24 protein-coding genes and 1 tRNA gene are annotated in these 24,257 nt (G+C 61.4%); 10 read left to right on the plus strand and 15 right to left on the minus strand.

The annotated features are described in order from the left end of the window. Positions 1 to 120: 120 nt before the first annotated feature. Entirely contained in the window at positions 121 to 1,320 is a 1,200-nt protein-coding gene (locus ACEW8G_RS07195) for a class I SAM-dependent RNA methyltransferase (RefSeq protein ID WP_373487754.1), read from the plus strand. Here ACEW8G_RS07195 and ACEW8G_RS07200 read toward each other — a convergent pair. The 7 genes from ACEW8G_RS07200 to ACEW8G_RS07230 all read right to left on the minus strand — a co-directional run bounded on the left by ACEW8G_RS07200 (position 1,317) and on the right by ACEW8G_RS07230 (position 7,685). Continuing rightward, positions 1,317 to 2,300, minus strand: coding sequence for a carbon-nitrogen hydrolase family protein (locus tag ACEW8G_RS07200; protein WP_373487755.1), 984 nt, complete (start codon positions 2,298 to 2,300; stop codon positions 1,317 to 1,319). The two genes, ACEW8G_RS07195 and ACEW8G_RS07200, sit on opposite strands and share 4 nt — an antisense overlap. Further along, positions 2,293 to 2,736, minus strand: coding sequence for an MAPEG family protein (locus ACEW8G_RS07205; RefSeq protein WP_373487756.1), 444 nt, complete (start codon positions 2,734 to 2,736; stop codon positions 2,293 to 2,295). Before ACEW8G_RS07205 ends, ACEW8G_RS07200 begins: the two co-directional genes overlap by 8 nt. A 13-nt stretch (positions 2,737 to 2,749) precedes the next feature. Then, positions 2,750 to 3,178, minus strand: a complete 429-nt coding sequence (locus ACEW8G_RS07210) for an MAPEG family protein (RefSeq protein ID WP_373487757.1) — start codon at positions 3,176 to 3,178, stop codon at positions 2,750 to 2,752. A gap of 76 nt (positions 3,179 to 3,254) precedes the next feature. Next, positions 3,255 to 4,448, minus strand: coding sequence for a type III PLP-dependent enzyme (locus ACEW8G_RS07215; RefSeq protein WP_373487758.1), 1,194 nt, complete (start codon positions 4,446 to 4,448; stop codon positions 3,255 to 3,257). Between the two features lie 131 nt (positions 4,449 to 4,579). Continuing rightward, positions 4,580 to 5,752, minus strand: coding sequence for a carboxynorspermidine decarboxylase (locus ACEW8G_RS07220; protein WP_373487759.1), 1,173 nt, complete (start codon positions 5,750 to 5,752; stop codon positions 4,580 to 4,582). A gap of 9 nt (positions 5,753 to 5,761) precedes the next feature. Next, positions 5,762 to 6,475 (minus strand): hypothetical protein, encoded by a 714-nt coding sequence (locus ACEW8G_RS07225; RefSeq protein WP_373487760.1) that lies wholly within the window; start codon positions 6,473 to 6,475, stop codon positions 5,762 to 5,764. Positions 6,476 to 6,479: 4 nt separating this feature from the next. After that, entirely contained in the window at positions 6,480 to 7,685 is a 1,206-nt protein-coding gene (locus ACEW8G_RS07230) for a saccharopine dehydrogenase family protein (RefSeq protein WP_373487761.1), read from the minus strand. Between the two features lie 57 nt (positions 7,686 to 7,742). Between ACEW8G_RS07230 and ACEW8G_RS07235 the strand changes: the two genes are divergently transcribed. From ACEW8G_RS07235 to ACEW8G_RS07260, 6 genes are all read left to right on the plus strand, one after another. Further along, a complete protein-coding gene (locus ACEW8G_RS07235) occupies positions 7,743 to 8,726 on the plus strand; it encodes a threonine/serine dehydratase (RefSeq protein WP_373487762.1) in 984 nt (327 codons plus the stop codon). A gap of 34 nt (positions 8,727 to 8,760) precedes the next feature. Next, positions 8,761 to 9,327 carry a sigma-70 family RNA polymerase sigma factor gene (locus ACEW8G_RS07240; protein WP_373487763.1) on the plus strand — a complete coding sequence of 189 codons (567 nt, stop codon included), beginning with the start codon at positions 8,761 to 8,763 and terminating at the stop codon, positions 9,325 to 9,327. After that, the gene (locus ACEW8G_RS07245) at positions 9,317 to 10,036 is read left to right on the plus strand and encodes an anti-sigma factor domain-containing protein (RefSeq protein WP_373487764.1); all 720 of its coding nucleotides are present in this window, start codon (positions 9,317 to 9,319) and stop codon (positions 10,034 to 10,036) included. Before ACEW8G_RS07240 ends, ACEW8G_RS07245 begins: the two co-directional genes overlap by 11 nt. A gap of 108 nt (positions 10,037 to 10,144) precedes the next feature. Then, positions 10,145 to 10,729 (plus strand): fasciclin domain-containing protein, encoded by a 585-nt coding sequence (locus ACEW8G_RS07250; RefSeq protein ID WP_373487765.1) that lies wholly within the window; start codon positions 10,145 to 10,147, stop codon positions 10,727 to 10,729. Between the two features lie 287 nt (positions 10,730 to 11,016). Beyond that, positions 11,017 to 11,445, plus strand: a complete 429-nt coding sequence (locus tag ACEW8G_RS07255) for a DUF2141 domain-containing protein (RefSeq protein ID WP_373487775.1) — start codon at positions 11,017 to 11,019, stop codon at positions 11,443 to 11,445. Between the two features lie 7 nt (positions 11,446 to 11,452). Next, complete coding sequence (locus ACEW8G_RS07260; protein WP_373487766.1) at positions 11,453 to 12,217, plus strand: SDR family oxidoreductase; 765 nt, start codon at positions 11,453 to 11,455, stop codon at positions 12,215 to 12,217. 150 nt (positions 12,218 to 12,367) lie between these two features. Here the strand turns inward: ACEW8G_RS07260 and ACEW8G_RS07265 are convergent, their stop codons facing one another. Both ACEW8G_RS07265 and ACEW8G_RS07270 read right to left on the minus strand, forming a co-directional pair. Further along, positions 12,368 to 13,207 carry a helix-turn-helix domain-containing protein gene (locus tag ACEW8G_RS07265; protein ID WP_373487767.1) on the minus strand — a complete coding sequence of 280 codons (840 nt, stop codon included), beginning with the start codon at positions 13,205 to 13,207 and terminating at the stop codon, positions 12,368 to 12,370. Between the two features lie 115 nt (positions 13,208 to 13,322). Beyond that, positions 13,323 to 13,571, minus strand: coding sequence for a hypothetical protein (locus ACEW8G_RS07270; protein ID WP_373487768.1), 249 nt, complete (start codon positions 13,569 to 13,571; stop codon positions 13,323 to 13,325). 196 nt (positions 13,572 to 13,767) lie between these two features. Here ACEW8G_RS07270 and ACEW8G_RS07275 point away from each other — a divergent pair, with 196 nt between their 5' ends. After that, positions 13,768 to 15,882, plus strand: coding sequence for a TonB-dependent receptor plug domain-containing protein (locus ACEW8G_RS07275; RefSeq protein ID WP_373487769.1), 2,115 nt, complete (start codon positions 13,768 to 13,770; stop codon positions 15,880 to 15,882). Positions 15,883 to 16,196: 314 nt separating this feature from the next. Here the strand turns inward: ACEW8G_RS07275 and ACEW8G_RS07280 are convergent. The 6 genes from ACEW8G_RS07280 to ACEW8G_RS07305 form a co-directional block, all read right to left on the minus strand. After that, positions 16,197 to 16,272, minus strand: a tRNA-Lys gene (locus tag ACEW8G_RS07280). A 130-nt stretch (positions 16,273 to 16,402) separates the two neighbouring features. Next, a complete protein-coding gene (rodA, locus tag ACEW8G_RS07285; RefSeq protein WP_373487770.1) occupies positions 16,403 to 17,524 on the minus strand; it encodes a rod shape-determining protein RodA in 1,122 nt (373 codons plus the stop codon). Then, positions 17,521 to 19,482, minus strand: a complete 1,962-nt coding sequence (gene mrdA, locus ACEW8G_RS07290; protein WP_373487771.1) for a penicillin-binding protein 2 — start codon at positions 19,480 to 19,482, stop codon at positions 17,521 to 17,523. The genes rodA and mrdA overlap by 4 nt, the downstream gene beginning before the upstream one ends. Then, entirely contained in the window at positions 19,479 to 20,021 is a 543-nt protein-coding gene (locus tag ACEW8G_RS07295; RefSeq protein WP_373487772.1) for a rod shape-determining protein MreD, read from the minus strand. Before ACEW8G_RS07295 ends, mrdA begins: the two co-directional genes overlap by 4 nt. Next, positions 20,018 to 20,926, minus strand: a complete 909-nt coding sequence (mreC, locus tag ACEW8G_RS07300) for a rod shape-determining protein MreC (protein WP_373487773.1) — start codon at positions 20,924 to 20,926, stop codon at positions 20,018 to 20,020. The genes ACEW8G_RS07295 and mreC overlap by 4 nt, the downstream gene beginning before the upstream one ends. 19 nt (positions 20,927 to 20,945) lie before the next feature. Then, a complete protein-coding gene (locus ACEW8G_RS07305) occupies positions 20,946 to 21,992 on the minus strand; it encodes a rod shape-determining protein (RefSeq protein ID WP_373487776.1) in 1,047 nt (348 codons plus the stop codon). A 139-nt stretch (positions 21,993 to 22,131) separates the two neighbouring features. Between ACEW8G_RS07305 and mutL the strand changes: the two genes are divergently transcribed. Next, positions 22,132 to 23,853, plus strand: a complete 1,722-nt coding sequence (gene mutL / locus ACEW8G_RS07310) for a DNA mismatch repair endonuclease MutL (RefSeq protein WP_373487777.1) — start codon at positions 22,132 to 22,134, stop codon at positions 23,851 to 23,853. Positions 23,854 to 23,898: 45 nt separating this feature from the next. Beyond that, a partial coding sequence (locus ACEW8G_RS07315) for a hypothetical protein (protein ID WP_373487774.1) occupies positions 23,899 to 24,257 on the plus strand: 359 nt, incomplete at its 3' end.

Consider the following 24,257-nt stretch of genomic DNA (forward strand, 5'->3'; position numbering starts at 1 on the left):
ACCCGATGAATGCAATAGCCGAGGCGTCGTGGCTCCACGATCGGGCCGCGCGGCTTGCCGGTCCGGCGTTCTCAGCCACGCAACTGGCGGCTCACCTGCGCCAGGCGATGGGAGACTGTCTTGAGCGCTGAGCAAATCATCCGGGTCGCGGCGCGCGGCGATGGGGTCACAGCGTCGGGCCGTCATGTCGCGGGCGCAGCGCCTGGTGATCATGTCGATGCTGGCGGCGTCATCACCCCCGGCCCCGACCACGCGCCGCCTGCCTGTCCGCATTTCGGGCGCTGCGGCGGATGCAGCCTCCAGCATCTGAGCGAACGCGCCCTCTCGGATTTCGTTCGAGATCGGGTGACCGGGCCGCTCGCCGCCAAGGATATCGTCGTGGGCGATGTGCGCCCGGTCCACCTCTCGCCTCCGCACAGCCGTCGCCGAGCCAGCCTGCGCTACACAAAGCAAAAGGGCGCAGTGACTGTGGGCTTTGCCGGCCAGGGCAGCCACACGCTCGTCGATATCCGCGCGTGTGCAATTGTGACGCCACGATTGCATGACGTCATGATGGCGGCGCGAGGATTTGTCGCAAAGTGGCCCAAACCCAAGCTTTCCGGCCAGATCGAACTCGCTGAGATCGATCAGGGCATCGACATGCTGATCACCGGCATCGCGCCCGGAAGCATGGCCGAGCACGAACTGCTCAGCGGATTTGCCAAAGACACCGGGCTGGCGCGGCTGTCGATTGATCAGGGCTATGGCCCCGAAACCCAGGCCGAGCCTGCGCCGGTCACGGTCAGCTTTGGCGATGTGCCGGTGCGCTTTCCGCACGGCAGCTTCCTGCAAGCGACGCGCGACGGCGAGGCAGCACTGGTCGCGGCGGCGCGCGAGGCGCTGGCCGGAAGCCGTGTCATTGCCGACTTGTTCGCCGGGCTTGGCAGCTTTGCGCTGCAACTGGCCGAGGATGGACGCAAGATCTACGCGGCCGAGGCTGCGCGTGATCCGGTGCTGGCGCTCAAACAGGCGGCCAACGCGCGCCAGTTGCCGTTGTTCACCGAACATCGCGACCTGTTCCGCAACCCGCTGCGTCCCGAGGAGCTGAACCGGTTTGATGGCATCGTGCTTGATCCGCCGCGCGCAGGGGCGGAGGAGCAGGTGCGCACGCTGGCGGCATCAACCGTGCCGCGTGTCTCCTATGTCAGCTGCAACCCCGCGACCTTCGCGCGTGATGCGCGTATCCTGTGCGATTCGGGCTATCGCCTGCAGACCTTGTGGCCGGTGGGACAGTTTCGTTGGTCAACGCATGTCGAGCTTGCCAGCCTGTTCGTGCGTTAGTCGCGATCGCCCCAAACAACGCCGTTTTTCGGGCGGGTGTCGATACGCAGTTCGAACACGTCCGGGCGGGCGTAATGGCCATCGCTGTCAAGCGCGGCGAGCGCACCGCCAATCTGCGCAAGGTCAAGATCAGCCACCAGCAGCGCAGCCTCATCGCCAGCCTGCGCCAGCAGCGATGCATCGGGGGCGATGATCATGCTGCCGCCGAACTGCAGCTGACCATCGGGCATCGCCTCAATCAGCTCGCGCGCCGCCTGCCGGGATGACGAACCGACCCGGCAGCGATCGAGCCCGGCCAAAACATCGGCACGGTGCTGGATGGTGCCTGCGGCGAGCACAAAGCAGCGCCCTTCGAAAGCATAATGGCGCGACGCGATGGCATAGGTCTCGCGCACCGTCGGCCATGCCGCAACGTGAACGCTTTCGCCCTGGTTGTGCATTGCGGCGCGCGCCAGCGGCATCCAGTGTTCCCAGCAGATCAGGCTGCCGACCGGCCCGAAGGCTTCGGAGGCGTGGGTTTTCAGGGTGGACCCATCACCGCGCGCCCAGATCAGCCGCTCGCCATGCGTCGGCACCAGTTTGCGGTGGATCAGCGGCGGCAGGCCGGGGCGAAATAGCAACTGGCAGTTGTAAAGGCTCGATCGCACCCGCTCGTGCGCACCGACGCTGACCAGCGCGCCGCTGCGATCGACCAAATCCTGTACCGGGCCCAGCCGATCGTCGCCGACGACCAGCGCCTCGTCTAGCAGGATGGCGTGCAGCGCACGGTTGCCGGGATGATCCCACAGCGCCGCGCCGGGAGCTTCATCGAGCCATAAGGGATAGCCGCCAAGAAAGCTCTCGCCAAAGGCGACAATCTGCGCGCCGTGATCGAGAGCGGCGGTAATGTGCGCGGTCAGCGCGGCAATGCCCTCGCCAATCGCCAGTGGCAGTGGCGCCGCCTGCACGATTGCGGCGCGAACCGTGGTCTGCCTAGCCATTCAGGTGCAAGTCGAAGACGGGGATGGCTGCATGGAATATCAGCACGATCAGGCACAGACTCGACAGCACAAACAATCCGAAGCGCACCGCAACCCGGTTGACCAGCGCCTGGACCAGCGAATGTGCAATGCGCAGGCCAACATAGGCCCACGCGACAATCACGTTCATGCCATCGCCATGGCCGATGAAGGCGAGCACGATGCACACAACATAAAATAAGGTCGGTTCGGCCAGCAAATGATTGTAGTTATGAGATTTCCACTGGATTTCAGCGGGCAGGACGGCGTCAAGGTCCTTGCCGGTGCCGCCCACGAGATTGACAACGTCGATCTTGGCCCGCCGCATCGCGGGAATGCGCGTCACATACATCCACAGCCACATGACCATGGTCCAGGCGAGCAGGATGACAAGCGGCTGCAGGATGGGGCTGATCATCGATGTGGTCTTCTCAGAGCGTTGCGATCAGCGCGCGGACCGCCAGCACAATCAGACACAGGGTCGATGCCATGAACAGCAGGAAGCGGGTCTGAACCTTGTTGACCGTCGACTGCCAGATGCTGTGGACGATACGGATCAGCACATAGGCCCAAGCGAGCGCGACATTGATCATGTCACTGCCCGTGCCCGCGACCGCAATGATCGCGATGGTCGCATAAAAGATGGTCGGCTGCTCCATCAGATGCGCATAATTGTGCGATTTCCAGGCGGCGGGCGGCGGCAGCGCCGGGTCAAGATCGCTGCCGCGACCGCCCACTGCCTTCGAGATATCGAGGCCCATCTTTTTAGCAGCAGGCAAGCGCTCCGATGCCATCCAGAACAGCATGACAATCGACCAGATCACCAGCACCGCGGCTGGCGTCAATACATTCACAGACATCGGCAGGTCCCTCTGGCAATAGAGAGAAAAGAACCTGCGTCAGCCAGAATAGATTGTCAATCGCAACGTATTTTGATCAGCGGTTGATGCTAACCACATTATCGGCGCGCCAGTGCGGGCGGGCCTCACCGGTATACATGCTCTGCATTGGCTCATCACCGACGGTATAGTGCACGCTGTCACCAAAGCCGTTGAAGCCGGTACGCATCGCGGCGCCATAGGCCCCGATCATGCCGATTTCGATATAATCACCGGCCTTGATATCGACGGGAAGCGGGAAGGGTCCTTCCATGAAATCGATATCGTCGCAGGTCGGCCCGAAAAAGCTAAAATCGTGCATCGTGCTGCTGCGCGTCTCGCCCAGGTAGCGCACCGGAAAGCGCCAGCCGACATGCGCTGCGTCAAACAACGCACCATATGCGCCATCGTTGATATAGAGTACGTCACCGCGGCGGCGGTCTACCCGCACAATGATGGAGTTGTACTCCGCGCACAGCGCCCGGCCCGGCTCACACCACAGTTCAGCTGAGTAGCTGATCGGCAGGCTTTCGAAGGTCCGCTCAATAATTGCGAAATAGTCTTCCAGCGGCGGGGGCTGCATGCCCGGATAGGCCGAAGGGAAGCCGCCGCCGACATCGATGACGTCCACGGTCACAGCCGCATCGACAATCGCTGCGCGCACCCGATCCAGCGCTTGCACATAGGCGTGCGGGCTCATCGCCTGGCTGCCGACGTGGAAGCAGATGCCGAGGCTGTCGGCAGCCTGGCGGGTCGCCATCAGCAATTCGCGCGCATCGGTCAGCTCTGCGCCGAACTTTGACGCAAGGCTGAGTTCCGAATGCTCGGAAGAAACGCGCAGACGAACACACAGTGTCAAGTCATCGGGCGCGCCAGTGGCGGTGACGATCTTGTCAAGCTCCTCCATCGCATCAAGCGAGAACACCCGCACACCGTGTGTTTGGTAGGCCTCGGCAATCGCTTCGGGCGTTTTGACCGGATGCATGAAGCACAGCGTTGCATCCGGCAGTGTTTCGGCAACCAGACGCACCTCGGCAATCGAGGCGACATCGAAATGAGTGATCCCGGCCGCCCACAGCACGCGCAGCAGGTCAGGCGAAGGATTCGCCTTGACCGCGTAGAGCGATTTGCCGGGAAAACTGTCAACGAAGAACTTCGCCGCGCGCATCGCCGCTTGCGGTCGGTCCAGCGTTACCGGTTGGGCCGGTTTCAGAGCTGCAATCAGCTCCAGCGCATCAAGGAAAGTGTGCAACTCAAGGGACCCCCAAAAAACAGAAAAAACACAAGGCTGCCTTGCGGTTATTGGAAGTCCCCCTGGGGCAGCGGACCGCGTAGATAGGGGGGGGGCGGTTTGATGTAAAGCGGAAAATGTTTCATCCGCAATCAACCCAGCCGATCGCGAAAGGTTTCATACCCAAAGCTGCGCAAACATTGCAGGCTGTCGTCTGCACTGTTCCACAGCCAGATAGAAGGCAGCGGCACACCGTTGAATGTATTGGTTTTGACCATCGAGTAATGCGCTTGATCAAGGAACGCGAATCGCTGCCCCGGCTCCATCGGCACCGGCAGGCGATAATCGCCGATGATGTCACCCGCGAGACACGACGGTCCGCCGAGCCGGATCAACGGTGCATCGGACCGTTCGTCGAGCATCGCAGGACGATAGGGCGCCTCAATCACATCGGGCATATGGCAGGTTGCCGATATGTCGGTGATCCCGACCGGCATGCCATTGTCGAATACGTCGAGCAGTTCGCCAATGAGAATGCCAGCATCGAGTGCGACCGCTTCGCCGGGTTCGAGGTAGATGTCGCACCCGGTGCGCGCCTTAACGGTTTTCAAAAATTCAACCAATTCATCGCGCTGGTAATCAGCGCGCGTGATATGGTGACCACCACCAAAATTAAGCCATTTCAACTGGTTGAAATAGGGTTCTAGCAACGGTTCAAGCTTTGCCCAGATGGTTTGCAGCGGTACCAGATCCTGCTCGCACAGCGAATGGAAGTGGATGCCCGAGACGCCCTCAAGATGTTCAGCGCGCAACTGGTCGACCGGAAAGCCCAGGCGGCTGTGCGGCTGGCTGGGGTCGTATTTCGGGGTTTCGCCGAGTGGGAGCGCAGGATTGATGCGCAGGCCGATGTCGAACTGCTCCCCGGCGGCGCGTGCGTCATCGATCAGCGACACGAATCGCGCGATCTGGCCGGGGCTATTGAAGATGACATGGTCGGACAAGCGCAAGATTTCTTGCAAGTCCTCCGCCTTATATCCCGCGCAATAGGTGGCGACCTCGCCAGCATAGTGGCCGGACCCCAGCCGCGCCTCCCACAGGCCCGAAGAGCAGGTGCCGTCGAGATACTCGCCCACAACATCAGCCAGCCGCCAGAACGAAAACGCCTTCAATGCGGCCAGCATCTTGATGCCCGCCCGGTCGCGCACATCGGCCAGCACAGCCAGATTGCGCCGCACCGCCGCCTCATCGACCACGAACGCAGGCGAGGGGACGCGGGTGAGATCGAAATGCCGGAACGCACCGGGATCGCCAGCCTTGGTTTCCATGTCTTTTTTCTACCAAATCACTGATGTTGCGAGATATTCTCTGATGATCGATCTAACGCCACAACCGCCACCTTCAATTCTGAAGCGATAAATGCCATTTTGGACTACGAGGAAGCCGGCATCATCGAAGGTATCTCCTTCGATCAAGCGGGTGTTCCATCTGCTGCCAACCTCACACCACAAGCCAATACCTCCGACGGGGCCAAGAAAGTTGCGCCAATCATCCTCTGACATTGTTTGCACGGGGCTGAACCAAACATACCTTGGTTCGTCGAATATCGGCTCACCATTTTCGTAAAACAGATGAGCTCGTGCATTCTTCACTAGAAAACTTCTAATACGATCTAGGCTTGGTTGCCATATGGTTTTCTGGTCGCCTCCAAGCGTCTCATATTCCTTTTTTTCACGCTTTATAGATTCTCTCAGGGCACTAGAATGTGACAAAATTCCTGAAGCACTCTTTATAACCTGATGATCAGGCTGCGTTGACCCGCTCAGAACACACGACAGGAAAGCTACAAAATAATCTTCATCCTTCGAATAAGAATTATTGCACGGCTCGCAGGCAGTGACAGTTGCAAGCTCTCCCGGAAAAGGCTGATCAAGTAATGCCTTTGTGGGCACATGCTCTCGAGAGCATTTTGCAGATGCAATAGCCTGCCCACAATGCACGCACCATGCCTTGTTTCGTTCGTCAGAATAGTCTTTTATCTGCTTCGGCAACTATTTAGAACTCCAGCGGCCCGTCGAGTTCCTTCACATGCCAGGGCAGGCCTTGGCTGTTGAGCATATCCATAAAGGGATCGGGATCGAACTGCTCCATGTTGAACACGCCCGCACCCGCCCATTTGCCGGTCAGCACCATCGCTGCCCCGATCATCGCGGGCACGCCGGTGGTATAGCTCACCGCCTGATTGCCGGTTTCGGCAAAGGCCTCCTCATGGTCGCAGATGTTGTAGACGTAGACCGTCTTTTGCTGGCCGTCCTTGGTGCCGGTGGCGATCGTGCCGATGTTGGTCTTGCCCTTGGTCGTCTCGCCGAGCGAGGACGGTTCGGGCAGCACGGCTTTCAGGAACTGCAGCGGGATGATCTCGCGGCCCTCATACATCACCGGGTCGATGCGGGTCATGCCGACATTCTGCAGCACTTCCAGATGCTTGAGATAGGCATCGCCGAAGGTCATCCAGAAGCGGATGCGCTTAATTTCGGGGTAATGCTTGGCCAGCGACTCCAGTTCCTCATGATACATGAGGTACATGTTCTTCTCGCCTACACCCTCGAAATCGAACACCTGCTTGTGGCTGAGCGCGGGACCCTCGATCCACTCACCATTTTCCCAGTGGCGCGATGGTGCGGTCACTTCGCGGATGTTGATCTCGGGGTTGAAGTTGGTGGCGAAATGCTGGCCATGGTCGCCGCCGTTGCAATCGAGAATGTCGAGCGTGTCGATGGTGTCGAGCAAATGCTTCTTGATATGGCCGGTGAACACGCTGGTCACACCGGGGTCAAAGCCTGACCCGAGCAGCGCCAGCAAACCGGCTTCCTTGAAGCGGTCCTGATAGGCCCATTGCCAGCCATATGCGAACTTTGCCTCGTCGCGCGGCTCGTAATTGGCGGTGTCCATATAATGCACGCCCGTCGCAAGGCAGGCGTCCATGATGTTGAGATCCTGATAGGGCAGCGCCAGATTGCACACCAGATCGGGCTTCACCCGCTCGATCAGCGCGGTGGTCGCGGCGACGTCATCTGCATCGACCTCGGCAGTGGCGATGGTCACCCCGGTGCGCGCCAGCACGGATTGCGCAATCGCATCACATTTCGCCACGCGCCTGCTTGCAAGCGTGATCTCCGAAAAAATATCCGCGTTCATCGCCATCTTGCGCACCGCTACGGAACCTACACCGCCCGCGCCAATCACCAGTATCTTGCCCAAAGCCCGTCGTTCCTTATTGCTGGAATTGCTGTCGATGGGTGCATATAGAGGCAGTGCATGACAGAACCAAGTGATCCCCTATCGCCAACGCGCAAACCCAGCCGCGAAGGCATTGAGCGCGCCGCCAAGAAAATCGCGGCCATCCTGCCGCCCACGCCGCTGATGCCGCTCAAGCATGGCGACAGCACAATCTGGTGCAAGGCCGAATGCCTGCAACCGATGGGAGCGTTCAAGATTCGCGGTGCCTGGCACCGGCTGAGCGACATGAGCGAGGATGAACGCGCGCGCGGTGTGGTGGCATTCTCAAGCGGCAACCACGCGCAGGGCGTCGCCTGGGCCGCCAAGCGACTGAACATGAGGGCGACCATCGTGATGCCCGCCGATGCGCCGCAGCGCAAGATCGACGCGACAAGGGGCTATGGCGCGGACATCATCACCTTTGACCGGCGCAGCGATGATCGCGTTGCGATTGCGCAGGCGTTTGCAAAGGAAACTGGCGCGATTGTCGTGCCCAGCTTTGATGACCCGTGGATCATCGAGGGGCAGGGCAGCACCGGGCTTGAGGCCTTGGTGCAGATAATCGCGCAAGCCGGGATCAGCCCGGACAAGGTGGTCACCTGCTGCGGCGGCGGTGGGCTTGCCGCCGGGATCGCACTGGCTTTACCAGGAGCCAAGATCACCGTTGTCGAACCCGATGGCTGGGATGACATGGGCGTCTCGCTGCGCGGCAAAAAGATTGTGCCGGTTGGCGCAGACGCTCCTGCGACCGTCTGCGATGCGCTGCAGACACCGTTGGTGTCGCCGCTGACCTTTAACATTTTGAAGGACTGCCGGGCGCAGGCGGTGAGCGTCAGCGATGACGAGGTGTTCGCCGCGATGCGCCACGCGCACGAACGGCTGCGTCTGGTGCTGGAACCGGGCGGTGCGGTGGCGCTTGCAGCGATTTTGGCGGGCAAGGTTGAGATCGATGATCGCACGCTGGTGATCCTTTCGGGCGGCAATGTCGATCCCGCGCTGTTTTCAAGGGCACTCGCGGCATGATGCGCATTTGTCGATTTTGCCCTGTGAGTCGCCGATGATCGAGGCGAGCGACGCACGCCGCGCCGCATTGCATGATGCCCTGGCCCGGGTTGCCGCCCGGGATCGCGCGGCGTTGCGCGAGGTCTATGCGATGACCTCCGCGAAACTGCACGGCATTTGCCTGCGTATCTGCATAGACAGGGGCGCGGCGGAGGATGTGTTGCAGAATGTCTATCTGAAAGTTTGGCAGCGCGCCGGGTCGTTTGATCCCGGCAAGGCGAGCGCGATTGCGTGGATGTGCGCTATTGCACGCAATGCCGCCATCGATTGGCGTAGAAGCCAGCGCTATGATGATCCGCTGCCATCCGACCTTGCCGATACGCTTGCGGACAGCACCGCCGACCCTTCCGCTGATCTTGAGCAGGCTGGCGAGCGCGCGCGCATCTTTGCCTGTCTTGATGAGCTTGAGCCGGTGCGCGCATCGGCCATTCGCGCAGGATTTTATCAGGGCCTTAGCTATCCCGAGATCGCCGAGGCGATGGACAAGCCGGTGGGCACGGTGAAAAGCTGGATCCGCCGCGGGCTGATGCAATTGAAGGAGTGCTTGACGCGTGAGCACTGACCCTGTGACCGACCGCGAAACGCTGGCCGCTGAACTGGCGATGGGGCTGCTTGAGGGGCAGGACCGGGCATCTGCTTTGCGCCTGATGCTGGCCGACGCCGACTTCGCGCGCACAGTTGAAACCTGGCGGGCGCGGCTGGCACCGCTTTATGATGCATATCCTGACGTGACAGCGCCCGAAGGCCTGCTCCGGCAGATCGATGCGCTGATCGATGCTGAAGCCGAGCCGGTCTCGACGGTCGCGCCAATGCAGCGTCGAGCACGCCCCAGTATCTGGAAGATCACGACCTTCGGCGCCTCAGCCGTAGCGGCTGCGCTTACGTTGGCGTTGGTGTTGCCGCGCAATACACCCGTGCCGCAAACCGCCACCAGCCCTGATGTTGCCGTAGCGCAGCTTTCCGGCCCGATTGACGGGCTGCTGCTCACCGCACGCTATGCAAGTGAAACGGCTGAAATGCTGGTGCGCGTTGAAGGCATGCCGGTCACCGACACCGAACCCGAATTGTGGATCGTCCCTGCCGATGGGCAGCCACGCCGTCTGGGTCGGCTGCTGCGCGGCGGCGTCACACGCATCGCGGTGCCAGAGGGTCACCGCCAGTTCATCGATCCGGCCAGTCAGCTGATCTTGACGATGGAGCCCAAGGTGCTGCCTGATCCCAACAGGCCGAGTGCGCCTACGGTTGCACAAGGCCGTCTGCAGCGTATCTGACTGGTTTTTCGCACTGGTCCGCATCTGTGCATCCGGGCCGACACCTCGTCCGTAGCTTCACCGTATCCGCGCTTCCCCATCAGGATACGCCAATTCGGAGAGCTATTGATGACCAAGACTTTTGCCCCCGCAATTTTTGCTGCCTCGGCAGCTGCGAGCCTCGCCTTTGCCGCCCCGGCACTTGCCAACCACCACAAGGGTGGTCATGGCGAAACGCCGATGGTCGGCGGCGCAGCGATGTATCCCGCTAAGACGATCGTCGAAAATGCCAGCGCAGCAGGCAACTTGAAGACTCTTGTTGCCGCTGTAAAGGCCGCTGGTCTGGTTGAAACGCTCTCGTCGCCTGGCCCGTTCACGGTGTTCGCGCCGACCGATGACGCCTTCGCCAAGCTGCCTGCGGGCACCGTCGAGACGCTGGTGAAGCCCGAGAACAAGGGCATGCTGACCAGCATCCTGACCTATCATGTTGTCGCAGGCAAGGTGACCGCCAAGGATGTCGTCGCGCTGATCAACCAGGGTGGCGGCAAGGCGATGATCAAGACAGTGCAGGGCGGCACGCTGACAGCATCCCTTGAAGGCAAGAACGTCGTTCTGACCGACGCCAAGGGCGGAAAATCGATCGTGACCCAGACCGATGTCATGCAGAGCAACGGTGTGGTGCATGTGATCGATAGCGTGGTGTTGCCGGGCTAACCCCTTTAGCCGCACACCAACGCAGGCCCGCCGGTCCCCCCAGACCGGCGGGCCATTTTTTTTGGCTGTCAAGGTCGGGGTGTCAGCAACGCGACCTGCGATAATCAGATAACTAAATTTGGCAGCCTCAAGATGCCGATGCGACGCTGGACATCGTCAGAACACACGCCAATTGCAAATCCGTTCAAGCATGTTGATCGCTCTATTGCCATGTCCGGATTGTATCGGGGCCAGCCGGCCTATCAATTCGGGACCAATATTTTGTGAGACTCACAATTTTGTCTGGCGTGTTGCTGTCGGCTTGTCTTCTTGGCATGCCGGGTGCCGCTCAATCGCCACAGCAATCCGGCAAAACCGGAATCACGATCCAGATAAATGCGCTCAATTCGAACGCGGGCACGGTTTACTGCGACCTGTACAACGAGGCAAAGGGCTTTCCGAACAAGCCCGAGCGCGCGCTCTCGTCGACAAAGGCTCAACCCCAAAACAACAAAGCGGTTTGCGTATTTTCGAATGTGAAACCAGGCCGTTATGCGGTGGCGGTCTGGCAGGATATCAATTCCAACGGGAAGCTCGATACCAGCTGGATTGGCATACCCAACGAACCTGTCGGGTCGTCCAACAATGCGAAAGGCAAGCTGGGTCCGCCAAAATTCAAGGACGCCACATTCGATTATGCGTTTTCCGGTGTAACTCAAACGATCATTCTCGATTAACCGCAACATGCAGATTCAGAACAACACCGTTCTTGTCACCGGCGGGAGCTCCGGGATTGGCCTGGCGATCAGCAAAGCGCTTCTTGAGGCCGGCAATCAGGTGATCATCTGTGGTCGCGACAAGGCTCGCCTGAACAACGCCAAAGAAAAGTTGCCGGCGCTGCATACATATGCGTGTGACGTATCGAAGCGAGATGAGCGGGTAAAATTGTTTGACTGGATCACCCGAAACTACTCCCCGATCAATCTGCTCATCAACAACGCAGGTGTCGAAAGGGAAACCGATTTCACCAAAGGTGCCCCGGAACTGATCGACGGCGAAAGCGAGATCGATATCAATTTGAAGGCCAGCATTGAACTGTCCGGGCTGTTCGTGCCCTATTTCACGCGCTCTCGTGACGAATGTGCCATCGTCAGCGTCACATCAGGCTTGGCGTTTATTCCCTTGATGTCATATCCGGTCTACTGCGCGACAAAGGCAGCGCTCCATTCGTTTTCCATGTCGCTCCGCTCACAGCTTGCACATAGCAATGTGCGGGTGTTTGAGATCATACCGCCACTGGTGCACACAAATCTTCATCGCGAAGAGCAATCTCGCCATCGCGCGGAGGTGCAAGGAATCGCGCCTGAAAAAGTGGCCGAACGGTTGATCCGGGCCCTCCAGAAAAACGAGTACGAAGTCTCCATCGGCCAAGCCCGCGATCTGAAGTACGCATCGCGCATTGCACCGCACTTTTTTCACCGCCTGCTGAACAAGCTGGCGACCAAATAAATCATACAATAGCGTGGTCGCTAAAACCTGGAGCCCGTAGCGATTCCCGAAACCGATGCCAACCGATGCCTGAAGGCGCTGGCCGCGCTCACGGATCAATCGCGAGCAACCTGCCTATAACGCCAAGAATCTGCTGTTCCCAACTTGAGCTCAACCCGCTATCTTCCGAGACCAAAGCGAGGGCGCGATGCCATATTGATCACGAAACGATCTGCTGAGATGTGCAGTATCTGAAAATCCTGACTCATGCGCGGCAGCGAGCACAGACGATCCGCTGGCCAAAGTCCGGGTTGCCAGCGCAAGGCGAAGCTGCTTGCGATATAGCTTGGGCGTCAGACGATAGTGTCGCTTGAACCGCTTGCTCAGGTCCGACGAACTCAATCCGACTGCCGCTGCGACGTCAGCGATTTTCAGGTCACCATATTTATCCGCACGGAGCATTGCAGCGGCTTGCGACACAGCCATGTCGCGCCCTTGCACCGCTTTAAGGGGTTCAAATATCGTCCCGACCCAATCCAGTATCGTATCAAGAAGCGGTGCTTCAACGGCGCGCGTTGATGCGCCATCGAGCAACCGCGCAGCAAAGCACATAAGCATATTTGCCAGATCTGTTGGCGCAGGCTGCCCCCAAGCGCCGATCGGCTCAATATCCAGCGATGCAGCAGCGACGTATTTTTGCGGTATAAAGACCGTGAAAAAATCCGAACCAGGCAGGTTTTCGCCACGGTGCGCGAAGCCAGCGTCAATCCACATCAAATCGCCTGGCTGGATGTGGAATTTTCCACCGCCAAACTCAAGCGTGCAGCCTCCATGACCCCAGGCATATGTAAGGCTGGCTGCAGGCGGTATGATCGACCAACTTGTTACGTCACGCAAATCTCGCCCCACCATGACCCAGCATTCGCTGTCCGCCGATCCACCATAATGCCGGCCTTTTTTTAGGGAATGGATAAACCGTTGCAGGTGCGGCGGACATTGAACCGCCTTCATCGCAGGCGCAGTTGCAGAGTTAAAATGCCGTGCGAAGTCGATTGGCTTGCGTCGTGTAGTGCGCGTGGTCGTTAGCCTGCCGTCAAACGGTCATGAGGGCCCGGAATCATTAAAGCTACCATTTGGCAAAAGCGGCGCTGGCGATAGTCGCCAATAAGGTCTTGCTGTTGGGGTCGAACCGGGCGGCTATACCCCTGCGCGGAATATTTAGCGGGAATTGCGTGCGCATGGACCTGGGCCGACGCGCCATGCCGATTTGTTGGCGATGTTTTTGGTCGATCTGCATCTGGCTCTGATCGAAGGCCTCAAGCAGCCAGGCCTCGCTCCGTCCACGCTCAACGTCATCATCCCCATGACCGTCCACAGCATGACCCCCGACGATCTCCGAAGCTTTAAAAATTTCTCTTAACTTTGAACGACAAGGCGCTTGGTATCGACGAGCCAAACGCCCAAGGCATCGTTGCTGCACCTTACCTGCCAACCGTGGACCTGATTGTCGGGAAGGCGATCGGGTCACCTGACAAGAAGCGAAGAAAAGTATGCGGCGACATGATACCCACTTGAGCGAGACGGGGGTGAAAGCATTATATGGCGCAGCGACTATTGCGCTTTGTGGCGCGTCGCCAGCTTACGCCCAGCAGTCGGTCGAAAAATCTGCTGACCCGCCGACGGAGTCCACCGCCGCGCAAGCTGGTATCGACGAGACCGTCTCCGGGCGTCAGGTTTACACGCCTGCTGACTTCACGCGCTTTGCACCCAGGAACGCGCTGGATATGCTGATCCAGGTACCCGGTTTCAATATCCGCGAAAGCGAGCAGCAGCGGGGTCTGGGGCAGGCAACCGGCAATGTGATTTTCAATGGCCAGCGTGCTTCGAACAAGAGCGATGCCTTGTTTACGCTGCTCCAGCGCATTCCAGCCTCCAATGTCACCCGGATTGAGATCATGGACGGCTCATTGCTCGATATTCCCGGACTATCCGGTCAGGTCGCGAACCTGGTTTACAAAGCGAATGCACTGTCTGGGCAATTCTCGTGGAAGCCACAGTTTCGTGCGTACTACGCCGACCCTCTGTTTACACGCGGTGACATTTCAATGAGCGGCCGAAGTGGCGCGATCGAATACGAAGTGAGTTTAAACAATGACAACTCGGGCAGAAGTGCAGCCGGCGGGCCGACATTGATCTTCGATCAGACCAATTCCTTGATCGAGACGCGCGATGAAATTTTTCGCTCCCGGTTCGATTCACCAAAGCTATCCGGCAAGCTGACCTGGGATGGTCCCGGAACCAGCGTGGCCAACGTAAATGGCTTTTATCAGCGCATTTACAACCATTTCAACGAGGACGGCTTTCGTGTCTCGCCGGGTGTCCCGGACAGTTTTCGTATCGTTCGCCAAACGAACGACACCTGGAATTATGAGGTCGGTGCCGATTATGAGTTGGCTGTCGGTCCGGGGCGTCTCAAGGCGATCGGCCTGCGTCGCTTCAGCCACCTGCCATTTACACAAACAGTCATCACGTCGTTTGCTGACGATTCTCGGGATATCGGGGATCGCTTTGTCCAGACCGGCGATCTGGGCGAAACCATCGCCCGCGGTGAGTATAGCTGGAAAATGTTTGGCGGCGACTGGCAATGGTCAGCAGAAGCCGCATTCAACACCCTCGACAACGTTGCGGAGCTGTTCTCGCTCGACGCGACCGGAGATTTTGTCGCGCTTCCTTTTCCTGGCGGGACTGGCGGCGTAAACGAAGATCGCTACGAATCCCTGCTTAGTTTTGGGCGTAAGCTCACCAATACGCTCTCGTTCCAGCTGGTTGCCGGGGCCGAACATTCGACCATCACACAGACCGCTGCGAACGGGCAAAGTCGCAGTTTTTTCCGCCCCAAGGGCACGTTATCGCTTGCCTGGAAGCCCAGCAATACCCTCGATTTCTCGTTCAGGCTCCGGCGACGGGTGCTGCAACTGTCGTTCAACGATTTTCTCGCTCGAGCCTTCCTCGACGATAACAATCAGAACGCGGGCAACAACGATTTGCGACCACAACAGGACTGGAGCTATGAGGGCGAAATCAACAAGTCACTCGGGCCATGGGGTCGGCAACAGTTCCGCTTCATTTATCGTGACGTCGAGGACTTCGTCGACATCGTGCCTGTCGCCGGAGGAGAATCGGTCGGCAATATTGACAAGGCCTGGGCAGCAGCGATCGTCTCGACAAGCACGCTCACGTTTGACCCCATCGGCCTTAAGGGGCTCAGGTTCGATGGCACCTTAGTGTTTCAGAAGTCGAGCTTGCGCGACCCCTTTACTGAAGAATCCCGCCAATGGGGTGGTTTCGTCAATCGTCAGGCTTCCTTAAACCTTCGGCACGACATTCCCGGTAGCAACTGGGCGTGGGAGCTCGACGCAAATCACAACCATGTTCTACCGCGCTTTCGCAGCAACGAAGTCACGCGAACCTATGAAGGTCCGTGGTTCGCCGGAGCAAGGGTCGAACACAAAGACGTGCTCGGTCTGACGGTAAGCGCCCGGATCTCCAATCTGCTTGGTGCTCGTTCATATCGGGACCGTACAGTGTTCACCGGACTTCGCGACGCGACCCCGATCGCCTTTATCGAACAGCGCGATCGCTTGATCGGTCCTATTTTCAGTTTTTCGGTACGGGGTAATTTCTGATTGGTCATATTACCGAGCAGCGTTTGGTATCCGCTTAACCGGTCGATAGTGAGTGAGTCGGCGGCCTTGCTTGAGATACCGAAGCTGCTGTTCACGGCAGCCGGTATCGACGGCGTCGCGCTGACTTTCGTCGCCTGCAATAGCGCGTCGATCACGTCGCAGTCCGGATCGCTGACGTTCAGTGCGTCTACATTGGGCCGAGCGATGGCACGGCGATAATCGGCGGGGAATCTGCCCAAATCCAACCGTCTGATTCCTGAACTTGCAAAAACTAGCGAAACACTTAAATAAATTCCGCTAAGTCATTGAAAATATGGTGGACGCACTTGGGCTCGAACCAAGGACCCGCTGATTAAGAGTCAGCTGCTCTACCAACTGAGCTATGCGTCCGTGCCGCAAGGCGGGTGGATACGAATCACCGCGCCGGGCAAGAGCGCTGCGTATAATCCAAGCTGGGTTAATGAAAAGGGCTTTTGTGGCTTGTCAGCCGGTTTTCTGCAAGCAGGGAGCCTCTCGCAGGTCAACTGAGCCCTCTTTGGACGCCTGTTCTGGCCGTGCGGTTTATGCCCATCAGGAGGCCGATGCAGATCATGATGGTCATCATCGACGATCCGCCGTAGCTCAGGAAGGGGAGCGGAATGCCGACCACTGGGGCCAGCCCCATCACCATCATCAGGTTCAATGCGATATAGAAGAAGATCACCATGGTGAGGCCGCCGCCGGCGAGCTTGCCAAAACGGGTCGACGCGTTGAGCGACACGAGCGTCGCCCAGCGCAGCAGCAGCGCAAACAAGGCGATGACGATGAACCCGCCGATCAGGCCCCATTCCTCCGCCATGGTCGCGAACACGAAATCAGTGTGGCCCTCGGGCAGATAGTCAAGATGGCTTTGTGAGCCCTGCAAAAAGCCCTTGCCGTCAATGCCGCCCGATCCAATCGCGATTTTTGACTGGCTGATGTGATAGCCGGTGCCGAGCGGATCACTCTCGGGGTCGAGGAAGGTCATCACGCGCTTGCGCTGATATTCTTCCATCGTCACGAACCAGGCGAACAGCGCCACGGGAATGGCAGCGAGGCCCGCGCCGATAAACAGGCGAAGCGGCAGCCCGGCCAGGAACATGACAACGAGGCCGCCGAATACGATCGTGAGCGTGGTCCCGAGGTCGGGCTGGATCAGAACCAGGGCTGCGGGCAAGCCGATCAGCGCCAGGGCTGGCCAGATCGCGCCTATTGCACGGACCTGTCCGGCGGGGAGAAGGGTGTAGAATCGCGCCAGGATCAGGACGATGGCGACCTTCATCAGTTCCGAGGGCTGAAGCGTGATGACGCCAAGGCTGATCCAACGCTGCGACCCGCCACGCATGGCACCGATCAGCTCGACAATTACGAGTAGGGCGACGAGTGCCAGGTAGAAGGGCAGGGCAGTGCGTTCTATAAGCCGCATGGGCACGCGCGAGAGCACGAGCGCCCCCGCCAGCAAGACGAAGAATCGCACGCCCTGCTTCATTGCCCAGGGTTCGAGGCTGCCTCCTGCGGCCGAATAGAGGACGGCGAGACCAAAGACGGCAATGAAGGTCACGAGCAGGATGACCCGCCAGGGCAGTTCGGCGAGCGGCCGCGGGATGAGCGAGGTGGCGCTCACTCCGGGGTCGCTCCAGCCGCCGATCCTGTCGTGGCGGGCACAGAGTCCGCAGAACGCACCTGGAACGCCGTCATCGCCGCATCGGCGCGCTCCTGAATGCCGCCGCCCCAGCCCTCCTCCAGCGCCTCGAGCTTCGCCAGTGCCTTTGCGGGATCGTAAAGGTACAAAAGCGTATCGCTCGCGATCGGCGCGGCGGCACCCGACCCGCTGATCCCGTGTTCGACGATCGTCGAGGCGGCGTAGCGCGGCTGATCGGTGGGAGCAAAGGCGACGAACAGCGCGTGGTCGCGGTATTTCCACGGCACGCCGCGCCCGCCAAAGCTGCCGCCGCGGGCACGGTCGGCCCGCGTGATGTTGACCACCTGTGCCGTGCCCGTCTTGCCGGCCATCTCGACACCTTCGACGGGAAGGCGAGAGCGGCCAGCTGTGCCCGCCCCATTGACCACGCCCCACATTCCTTCGCGCACGATCTGCAGGTGTTCGGGCTGGACGGGGAGTGGGGCGGCCTGAGGGGCGCTGGTCGAGGCGAGCAGCTGTGGGGTCACCGCTCGACCGCTGGCGATCCGGGCGCTCAGCGTGGCGAGCTGAAGAGGGTTCGAAAGCATATAGCCTTGGCCGATGCTGGCGTTCAGCGTGTCCGCGAGCGTCCATTTGCGGTTGTATTTGCGCTTGAGCCAGGCCGGATCGGGAACGGTGCCATAGCGCTGGTGCGGCGTCGGCAGGTCGAACTCCTCACCCAGCCCGAGCATCCGGTAGGTCGCAGCGAGCTTCTCCATGCCGATCCGCGCGGCCATCGTGTAGAAATAGACGTCGCACGATTGAGCGACGGCGCGGCGCATGTCGACCGAGCCGTGCCCGCCGCGCCGCCAGCAGTGAAAAAAGCGGCCGGCCATGTAGACGCGGCCCGGGCAGGTGACCCGCTCCGTCGCCGCAATGCCACTTTCCAGGAGGGCCAGCGCGACCGCAGGCTTGATCGTCGATCCGGGCGGATACAGCCCCTGCAGCGACTTGTTGAGCAGCGGCAGGTGATCGTCTTTGCTCAACATGTCCCACTCGTCGTGGCTGATCCCGTCGGAAAAGCTGTTGGGGTCGAAGGAAGGCATCGAGACCATTGCAAGAATGCCGCCGGTCACCGTGTCGAGTACTGTAACGGCGGCACTGTCGGGGCCGCAGCGGCGCGCCGCGTAGTGCTGCAACCCGCGATCGATCGTCAGCTGCACCGTTTGACCGGGTGTGACGGGTCGGCTTGCCAGGTCGCGCACCACCTTGCCTCGCGCCGTCACCTCGGTCCGGCGCGCGCCGGGTCGCCCGCGCAAGCGTTGCTCCAGTTCCTGTTCAAGGCCCTGCTTACCGATCTTGTAGCCGGGCGTGATCAGAACAGGATCCTTGCTCTTTTCATACTCCTCGGCATTGGCGATTCCGACATAGCCGAGCAGGTGCCCGACCGCCGCGCCGTCGGCGTAATAGCGGCTGACGACCTGGCTTGGCACGACGCCAGGCCAATCCGCTTGGCGAACCGAGATCGCGAGATACTGCTCTTGGCTCAATTGATCAGCGATCTGGACAGGTTGCAGCCCCTTGCTCTGCGCGATCTCGTCGCGCACCCGCTTCAGCTCGTCAGGTCCTAAAGCGAGGAACCGGTTGAGCTCGGCCAATGTGCGGTCGGGGTCCGCGAGACGGCCGGGAATGACGTCGATGCGATAATCGGGTCTATTCCCAGCCAGTTCTTCGCCCCTGCGGTCGATGATCCACCCGCGCGGGGGCGGCACCAGGGACAGGTTGACCCGATTGGACTCCGAAAGCAGCTGGTACTTTTCGTTCTCCGCTATGGCGAGGTAGCCCATGCGTGTGACAAGCAGGCCGCCGACCGCAAGCTGGCCCGCCCCGAGCACGAAGGAGCGCCGCGAAAAGCTCATCGCCTGAACGGCTTCGGTGACGATCTGACGGTCGTGCTTCACGTTCGCCTCGGGTCCGGCTCGCCCGGGCCGGTCGCCAGCCGGGCGAGCACCGGGACGGCAAGCAGGCTGAGGGCTGCGGGGACAAGGAGCGCGAGCGGTGGGACGGGTGATCCTCCATTGAGTGGCGACAGCAGCCACAGTGCGGCGTGATAGGCTATGGCGACCGTGCCCATAATCATCCAGTCTTGGCGCCAGGTGCGGAACAGGAATGCTCGCTCGACCCACGGGAGAACGAGAGCAGTGATCGTCCAGAGCAGGATCGCCGTGCCGAGCGGATTGCCGCTGACGAGGTCGTCAAAAGCCCCAAAGCCGATCGCACTCCAGGGTGGCAGCAGTTCTGGCGCGAGCAGTCGCCAGGTGACGAAAGCCAGGAAGCCGAACGCCGGCAGCACCGGCTGCTCGGCGAGAAAGGGCAGGGCCGCCGTGAATGATCCACCCAGGATCATGAGGGTCGAGCGAAGGCGAGGCGACCAGCCACGTGCGCGCGCCGGTGCCGCTCCTGCCGCTCCACGGCCTCTACGAATCAGCGGCGCGCTCATGCGCCTGGCGGCTGTTCGGCCGACGATGAGGCGGGGATCGGGGCCGGCGGAGGAGTGGCGACGCGCGGTTCAAAAACTGGAAGGACCATGACGTGGTCGGACAGGTCAGGATTGCCAAGCGGGCGGGCCGCAGCCTGGTCGGAGGCGGTCTGCCGAACGATCGCCACGGGGATGCCAGGCGGAAAGACACCACCGATCCCGCTGGTGACGAACAGGTCGCCCGGGTTCAGGCGAACCCGCCGGTTCGCAAGGGAGCGAATTTCCACGCCCCCCGCTCCGTCGCCCACGGCCACGGCCGACAGTGTATCGGTCGCGCGTCGCACCGGAACCACACTGGCCGTGTCGGTGACCAGCAGAATTCGCGCGCTGATCGCCCCAGCCTCGATCACGCGGCCCACCAAGCCACGCGCACCGCGCACCGTCTGGTTGGGCCGCACCCCGGACGAGCGACCGACCGGCAGCACCGCAAGGCGTCGCAGCGCAGCAGGCGAGGAGGCGACAACCCTGGTCACAGCAATGGGGCTACCAGTGCGCTCAGCGACCTTTAAAAGTCGTTTCAGCCGTTGGTTCTCCGCACGGACTGCGCCGACATCCACCATCTGAATGCGCGCTTCCTCGAGTTCCTGGCGAAGGGCGGCGTTCTGCGCGCCCGCCCGCCACCAATCGCCCAGCCGCTGTCCCACTCCACCGCCCGTGCGAAGGACAGCGGCACCTCCCGCCGAGACCGGAACGGTCAGATCGGTGAGCCGGGAGCGCAATTGGGAGTGCCCGGCCGGATCGGCCCAGGCGGTAACCAGCAGGATCAGCCCGCCGACAGCACCCAGGACGGTCCCGACATAGGCGACGAATAGCAGATATTGCGCAGGGCGTGAAAAGCCGACGCGTTGGGAGGGAGGGGGTGCCACGGCTCTGCCGAGCCGGGGGTCAGGCCGATTGCAGGACGCCGCGGAAGGCGTCGTCCTCCAGAGCGCGTCCGGTGCCGAGCGCCACGCACGTGAGCGGGTCCTCGGCCACGATCACGGGCAGTCCCGTCTCCTCGCGCAGCACATCGTCCAGCCCATCAAGCAGGGCGCCACCGCCGGTCATGACGATGCCCTGATCGACGATGTCCGCGGCGAGCTCCGGCGCGGTGTTCTCCAGCGCCATGCGCACCCCCTCAACGATCGATCCGACCGGCTCCGACAGCGCCTCGGCGATCTGGGCCTGGGTGATCGCGATCTCCTTGGGGACGCCGTTGACAAGGTCGCGGCCCTTCACATGGATAGTGCGGCCTTCCCCGTCGGCGGGCACACGCGCCGTGCCGACCTCCTTCTTGATCCGCTCGGCGGTGGATTCCCCGATGAGCAGATTGTGATTGCGCCGGACAAAGGAGACGATTGACTCGTCCATCTTGTCGCCGCCCACCCGCACGGAGGTCGTGTAGGCCAGGCCGCGGAGCGACAGCACGGCCACCTCGGTAGTACCGCCGCCGATGTCGACGACCATCGACCCGATCGGTTCCGTCACCGGCATTCCGGCACCGATCGCGGCCGCCATCGGCTCCTCGATCAACCATACCTGGCTCGCACCGGCGTTGGAGGCGGCATCGCGGATTGCCCGGCGCTCGACGGAGGTCGAGCCCGACGGCACGCAGATCACGATCTCCGGAAAGCGCCACGGCCGGGCCTTGCCGCCATGCACCTTGTGGATGAAATGCTTGATCATCTGTTCGGCGACGTCGATGTCCGCAATGACCCCATCGCGCAGCGGGCGGATGGCCTGAATGGTATCGGGCGTCTTGCCCATCATCATTTTCGCGTCGTTGCCGACCGCGCGCACGCGCTTTTCGCCCTTGATCGTCTCGATTGCCACGACTGAAGGCTCGTTCAGCACCACACCGCGATCGCGGACATAAACAACGGTGTTCGCGGTTCCCAGGTCGATCGCCATGTCGGACGAGGTGAACTTCATGAACCGAGAGAAGAAGGACATCATGGTTCCGTCTTTGGAGGAGCGGCCCCGCAGCTCCGGAAATGCAGCCGGGGCCATGACGGCACCCAGCGAGGGCGCGCGTCCCGCCGCCGGGCAAAGCCCTTCGCGCGAACACGGCGGATGGTCTAAAGGGAAAAGCGTGTCAATACGCCGCCTCCCCGACCACCTGATCAACCGCATTGCCGCCGGCGAGGTCGTGGAGCGGCCCGCAAGTGCGCTGAAGGAGCTGGTCGAGAACGCGCTTGATGCCGGCGCATCGCACATTGCCGTGTCCATGGCCGCTGGTGGGATCGGCGGGTTGGAGGTGCGGGACGACGGGCGCGGCATGACAGCGGCCGAGCTGCGGCTCGCCGTCGAGCGCCACGCGACATCCAAGCTGCCCGACGATGCGATCGAGGCGGTCGCCACCATGGGGTTCCGTGGGGAAGCCCTGCCGTCGATCGCCAGCGTGGCCAAGCTGTCGCTCACCAGCCGGCCCGCAGGGGGGGAGGGCTGGCGATTGACGATCGACAATGGCCGTGTCGCCGAGGACCGCCCGGCCTCTGCGCCCCCCGGCACCTCGGTCGTCGTGACGGACCTGTTCGCGCGGGTGCCCGCGCGGGCCAAGTTCCTGCGCACGGAGCGTGCGGAGCGCGCCACCTGTCTCGACGTGATCCGCCGGCTGGCCATGTCGCGTCCGGACGTTGCCTTCGCCGTGAAGAGCGATGGGCGCACGACCTTCGATCTGCCCGCTGGGCAGGATGTCGCGACCCGGGTCGCGGCCCTCACCGACCCGGAGATGGTTGCCAACTCCGTGAGGGTTGACTCCGATCGCGAGGGCACCTCGGTCACGGGTCTGGCCAGCTTGCCAACCTTTACACGCGGTGTAAGCGATCATCAGTATCTCTTTGTGAACGATCGCCCCGTTAAGGACCGATTGCTGGTGGGCGCAGTGCGCGGGGCCTATGCCGAGATGGTGGCGCGGGGCCGACATCCGATTGTCGCTCTCTTTCTCTCTGTTCCAATGGCGGACGTCGATGTGAACGTTCACCCGGCGAAGACGGAGGTGCGTTTTCGCCAGGCTGCATCCGTTCGATCGCTCGTGGTGAGCAGTCTCAGACGGGCGCTGGATGAGAACGGCCATCGGTCCGTTCGGCCGCGCCCGCTCGCGACTGGCTGGCGGACGGACCTCCGCTCGGCGAGTCCCGCCGCTGCTGTTCGGGAGAGCGAGGCGACCTTTGGCGGATGGGAGCCCTCCGCGCGTGTCGAGTTCGCCACGGAGCCGGTGCCGCGTGCTCTTGACTATCCGCTCGGCGTGGCTCGCGGGCAGGTGGCGAAGACTTATGTCGTTGCCGAGGCGGCCGACGGCCTGATCCTGGTGGACCAGCACGCCGCGCATGAGAGACTGGTACTGGAGCGGCTGCGCACGGGTGCTGCGGGGGCCCAGCTTCCCGTTCAAACGCTCCTTCTGCCGGAGGTGGTGGAGCTGGAAGAGAGCGCCTGCGACCGGCTGGAGGCGGCGGCGGAGGATCTGTCCCGTCTGGGGTTGTTGCTCGAACGATTCGGGCCGGGCGCGGTGCTGGTGCGTGGTCTCCCCGCCGTCCTTGGCTCCATCGAACCGAGGGATCTGGTGGTCGATGTGGCCGACGAGCTCGGCGCATTCGATCAGGCGCTGGGATTGGCCGAGCGGCTCGATCTCGTCGCATCGACTATGGCTTGTCACGGAAGCGTCCGCGCCGGACGTGCGCTGAACGTCGCCGAGATGAACGCGCTCTTGCGTCAGATGGAGACGACGCCGCATTCCGGACAATGCAATCACGGCCGCCCGACGTGGGTCAAGCTGGATCACGATGACATTGAACGGCTGTTCGGACGGCGGTGAACGGATGGGTGACGCAGCGCGTGCCCACTTGCTAAGAGAGCGATCGTGCGCCGGCTTTCTCTACTGCTGCTTCTGCCAAGCGCCTGCGCGCCGAGCGATTCGGCTGGTGTTGCCGAGCGTCACGTCGCGACGCTCGTACTCTCCGAACTCTCCACTGGCGCGGAGGCCGACTGCTCCTTCTCCCAGGACGCGTTCGGACCGTCCCTCCTCGTCGTGCGCCTTGATGGGCCCCGCATTCGGGGCACGGCGCATCCGGCGGCTGACCAGCCGGTGCAGCTGTCCGGCACCCGGCCGGCTGATGGTGAAGGTCTGGCTGGCGGCGTGCAGATGGAGGGGCGTGGGCTGACGGTTGCGGTCCACCCGGCGTCTCTTCCGGGCGTGCCGGTCGGCACAGGCGGCGTTCG

The organism is Blastomonas sp. (assembly GCF_041747255.1).
In the GTDB taxonomy this organism is placed as follows: domain Bacteria; phylum Pseudomonadota; class Alphaproteobacteria; order Sphingomonadales; family Sphingomonadaceae; genus Blastomonas.

Bases quoted from the DNA above. Each gene is read 5' to 3' on its own strand.
- ACEW8G_RS07220 (WP_373487759.1), bottom strand. From the start codon at position 5,752: ATGGAAACCAAGGCTGGCGATCCCGGTGCGTTCCGGCATTTCGATCTC.
- ACEW8G_RS07295 (WP_373487772.1), bottom strand. From the start codon at position 20,021: ATGAGCGCGCCGCTGATTCGTAGAGGCCGTGGAGCGGCAGGAGCGGCA.
- ACEW8G_RS07240 (WP_373487763.1), top strand. From the start codon at position 8,761: ATGATCGAGGCGAGCGACGCACGCCGCGCCGCATTGCATGATGCCCTG.
- ACEW8G_RS07250 (WP_373487765.1), top strand. From the start codon at position 10,145: ATGACCAAGACTTTTGCCCCCGCAATTTTTGCTGCCTCGGCAGCTGCG.
- ACEW8G_RS07200 (WP_373487755.1), bottom strand. From the start codon at position 2,300: ATGGCTAGGCAGACCACGGTTCGCGCCGCAATCGTGCAGGCGGCGCCA.
- ACEW8G_RS07205 (WP_373487756.1), bottom strand. From the start codon at position 2,736: ATGATCAGCCCCATCCTGCAGCCGCTTGTCATCCTGCTCGCCTGGACC.
- ACEW8G_RS07305 (WP_373487776.1), bottom strand. From the start codon at position 21,992: ATGTCCTTCTTCTCTCGGTTCATGAAGTTCACCTCGTCCGACATGGCG.
- ACEW8G_RS07235 (WP_373487762.1), top strand. From the start codon at position 7,743: ATGACAGAACCAAGTGATCCCCTATCGCCAACGCGCAAACCCAGCCGC.
- ACEW8G_RS07210 (WP_373487757.1), bottom strand. From the start codon at position 3,178: ATGTCTGTGAATGTATTGACGCCAGCCGCGGTGCTGGTGATCTGGTCG.
- ACEW8G_RS07265 (WP_373487767.1), bottom strand. From the start codon at position 13,207: ATGAAGGCGGTTCAATGTCCGCCGCACCTGCAACGGTTTATCCATTCC.
- ACEW8G_RS07260 (WP_373487766.1), top strand. From the start codon at position 11,453: ATGCAGATTCAGAACAACACCGTTCTTGTCACCGGCGGGAGCTCCGGG.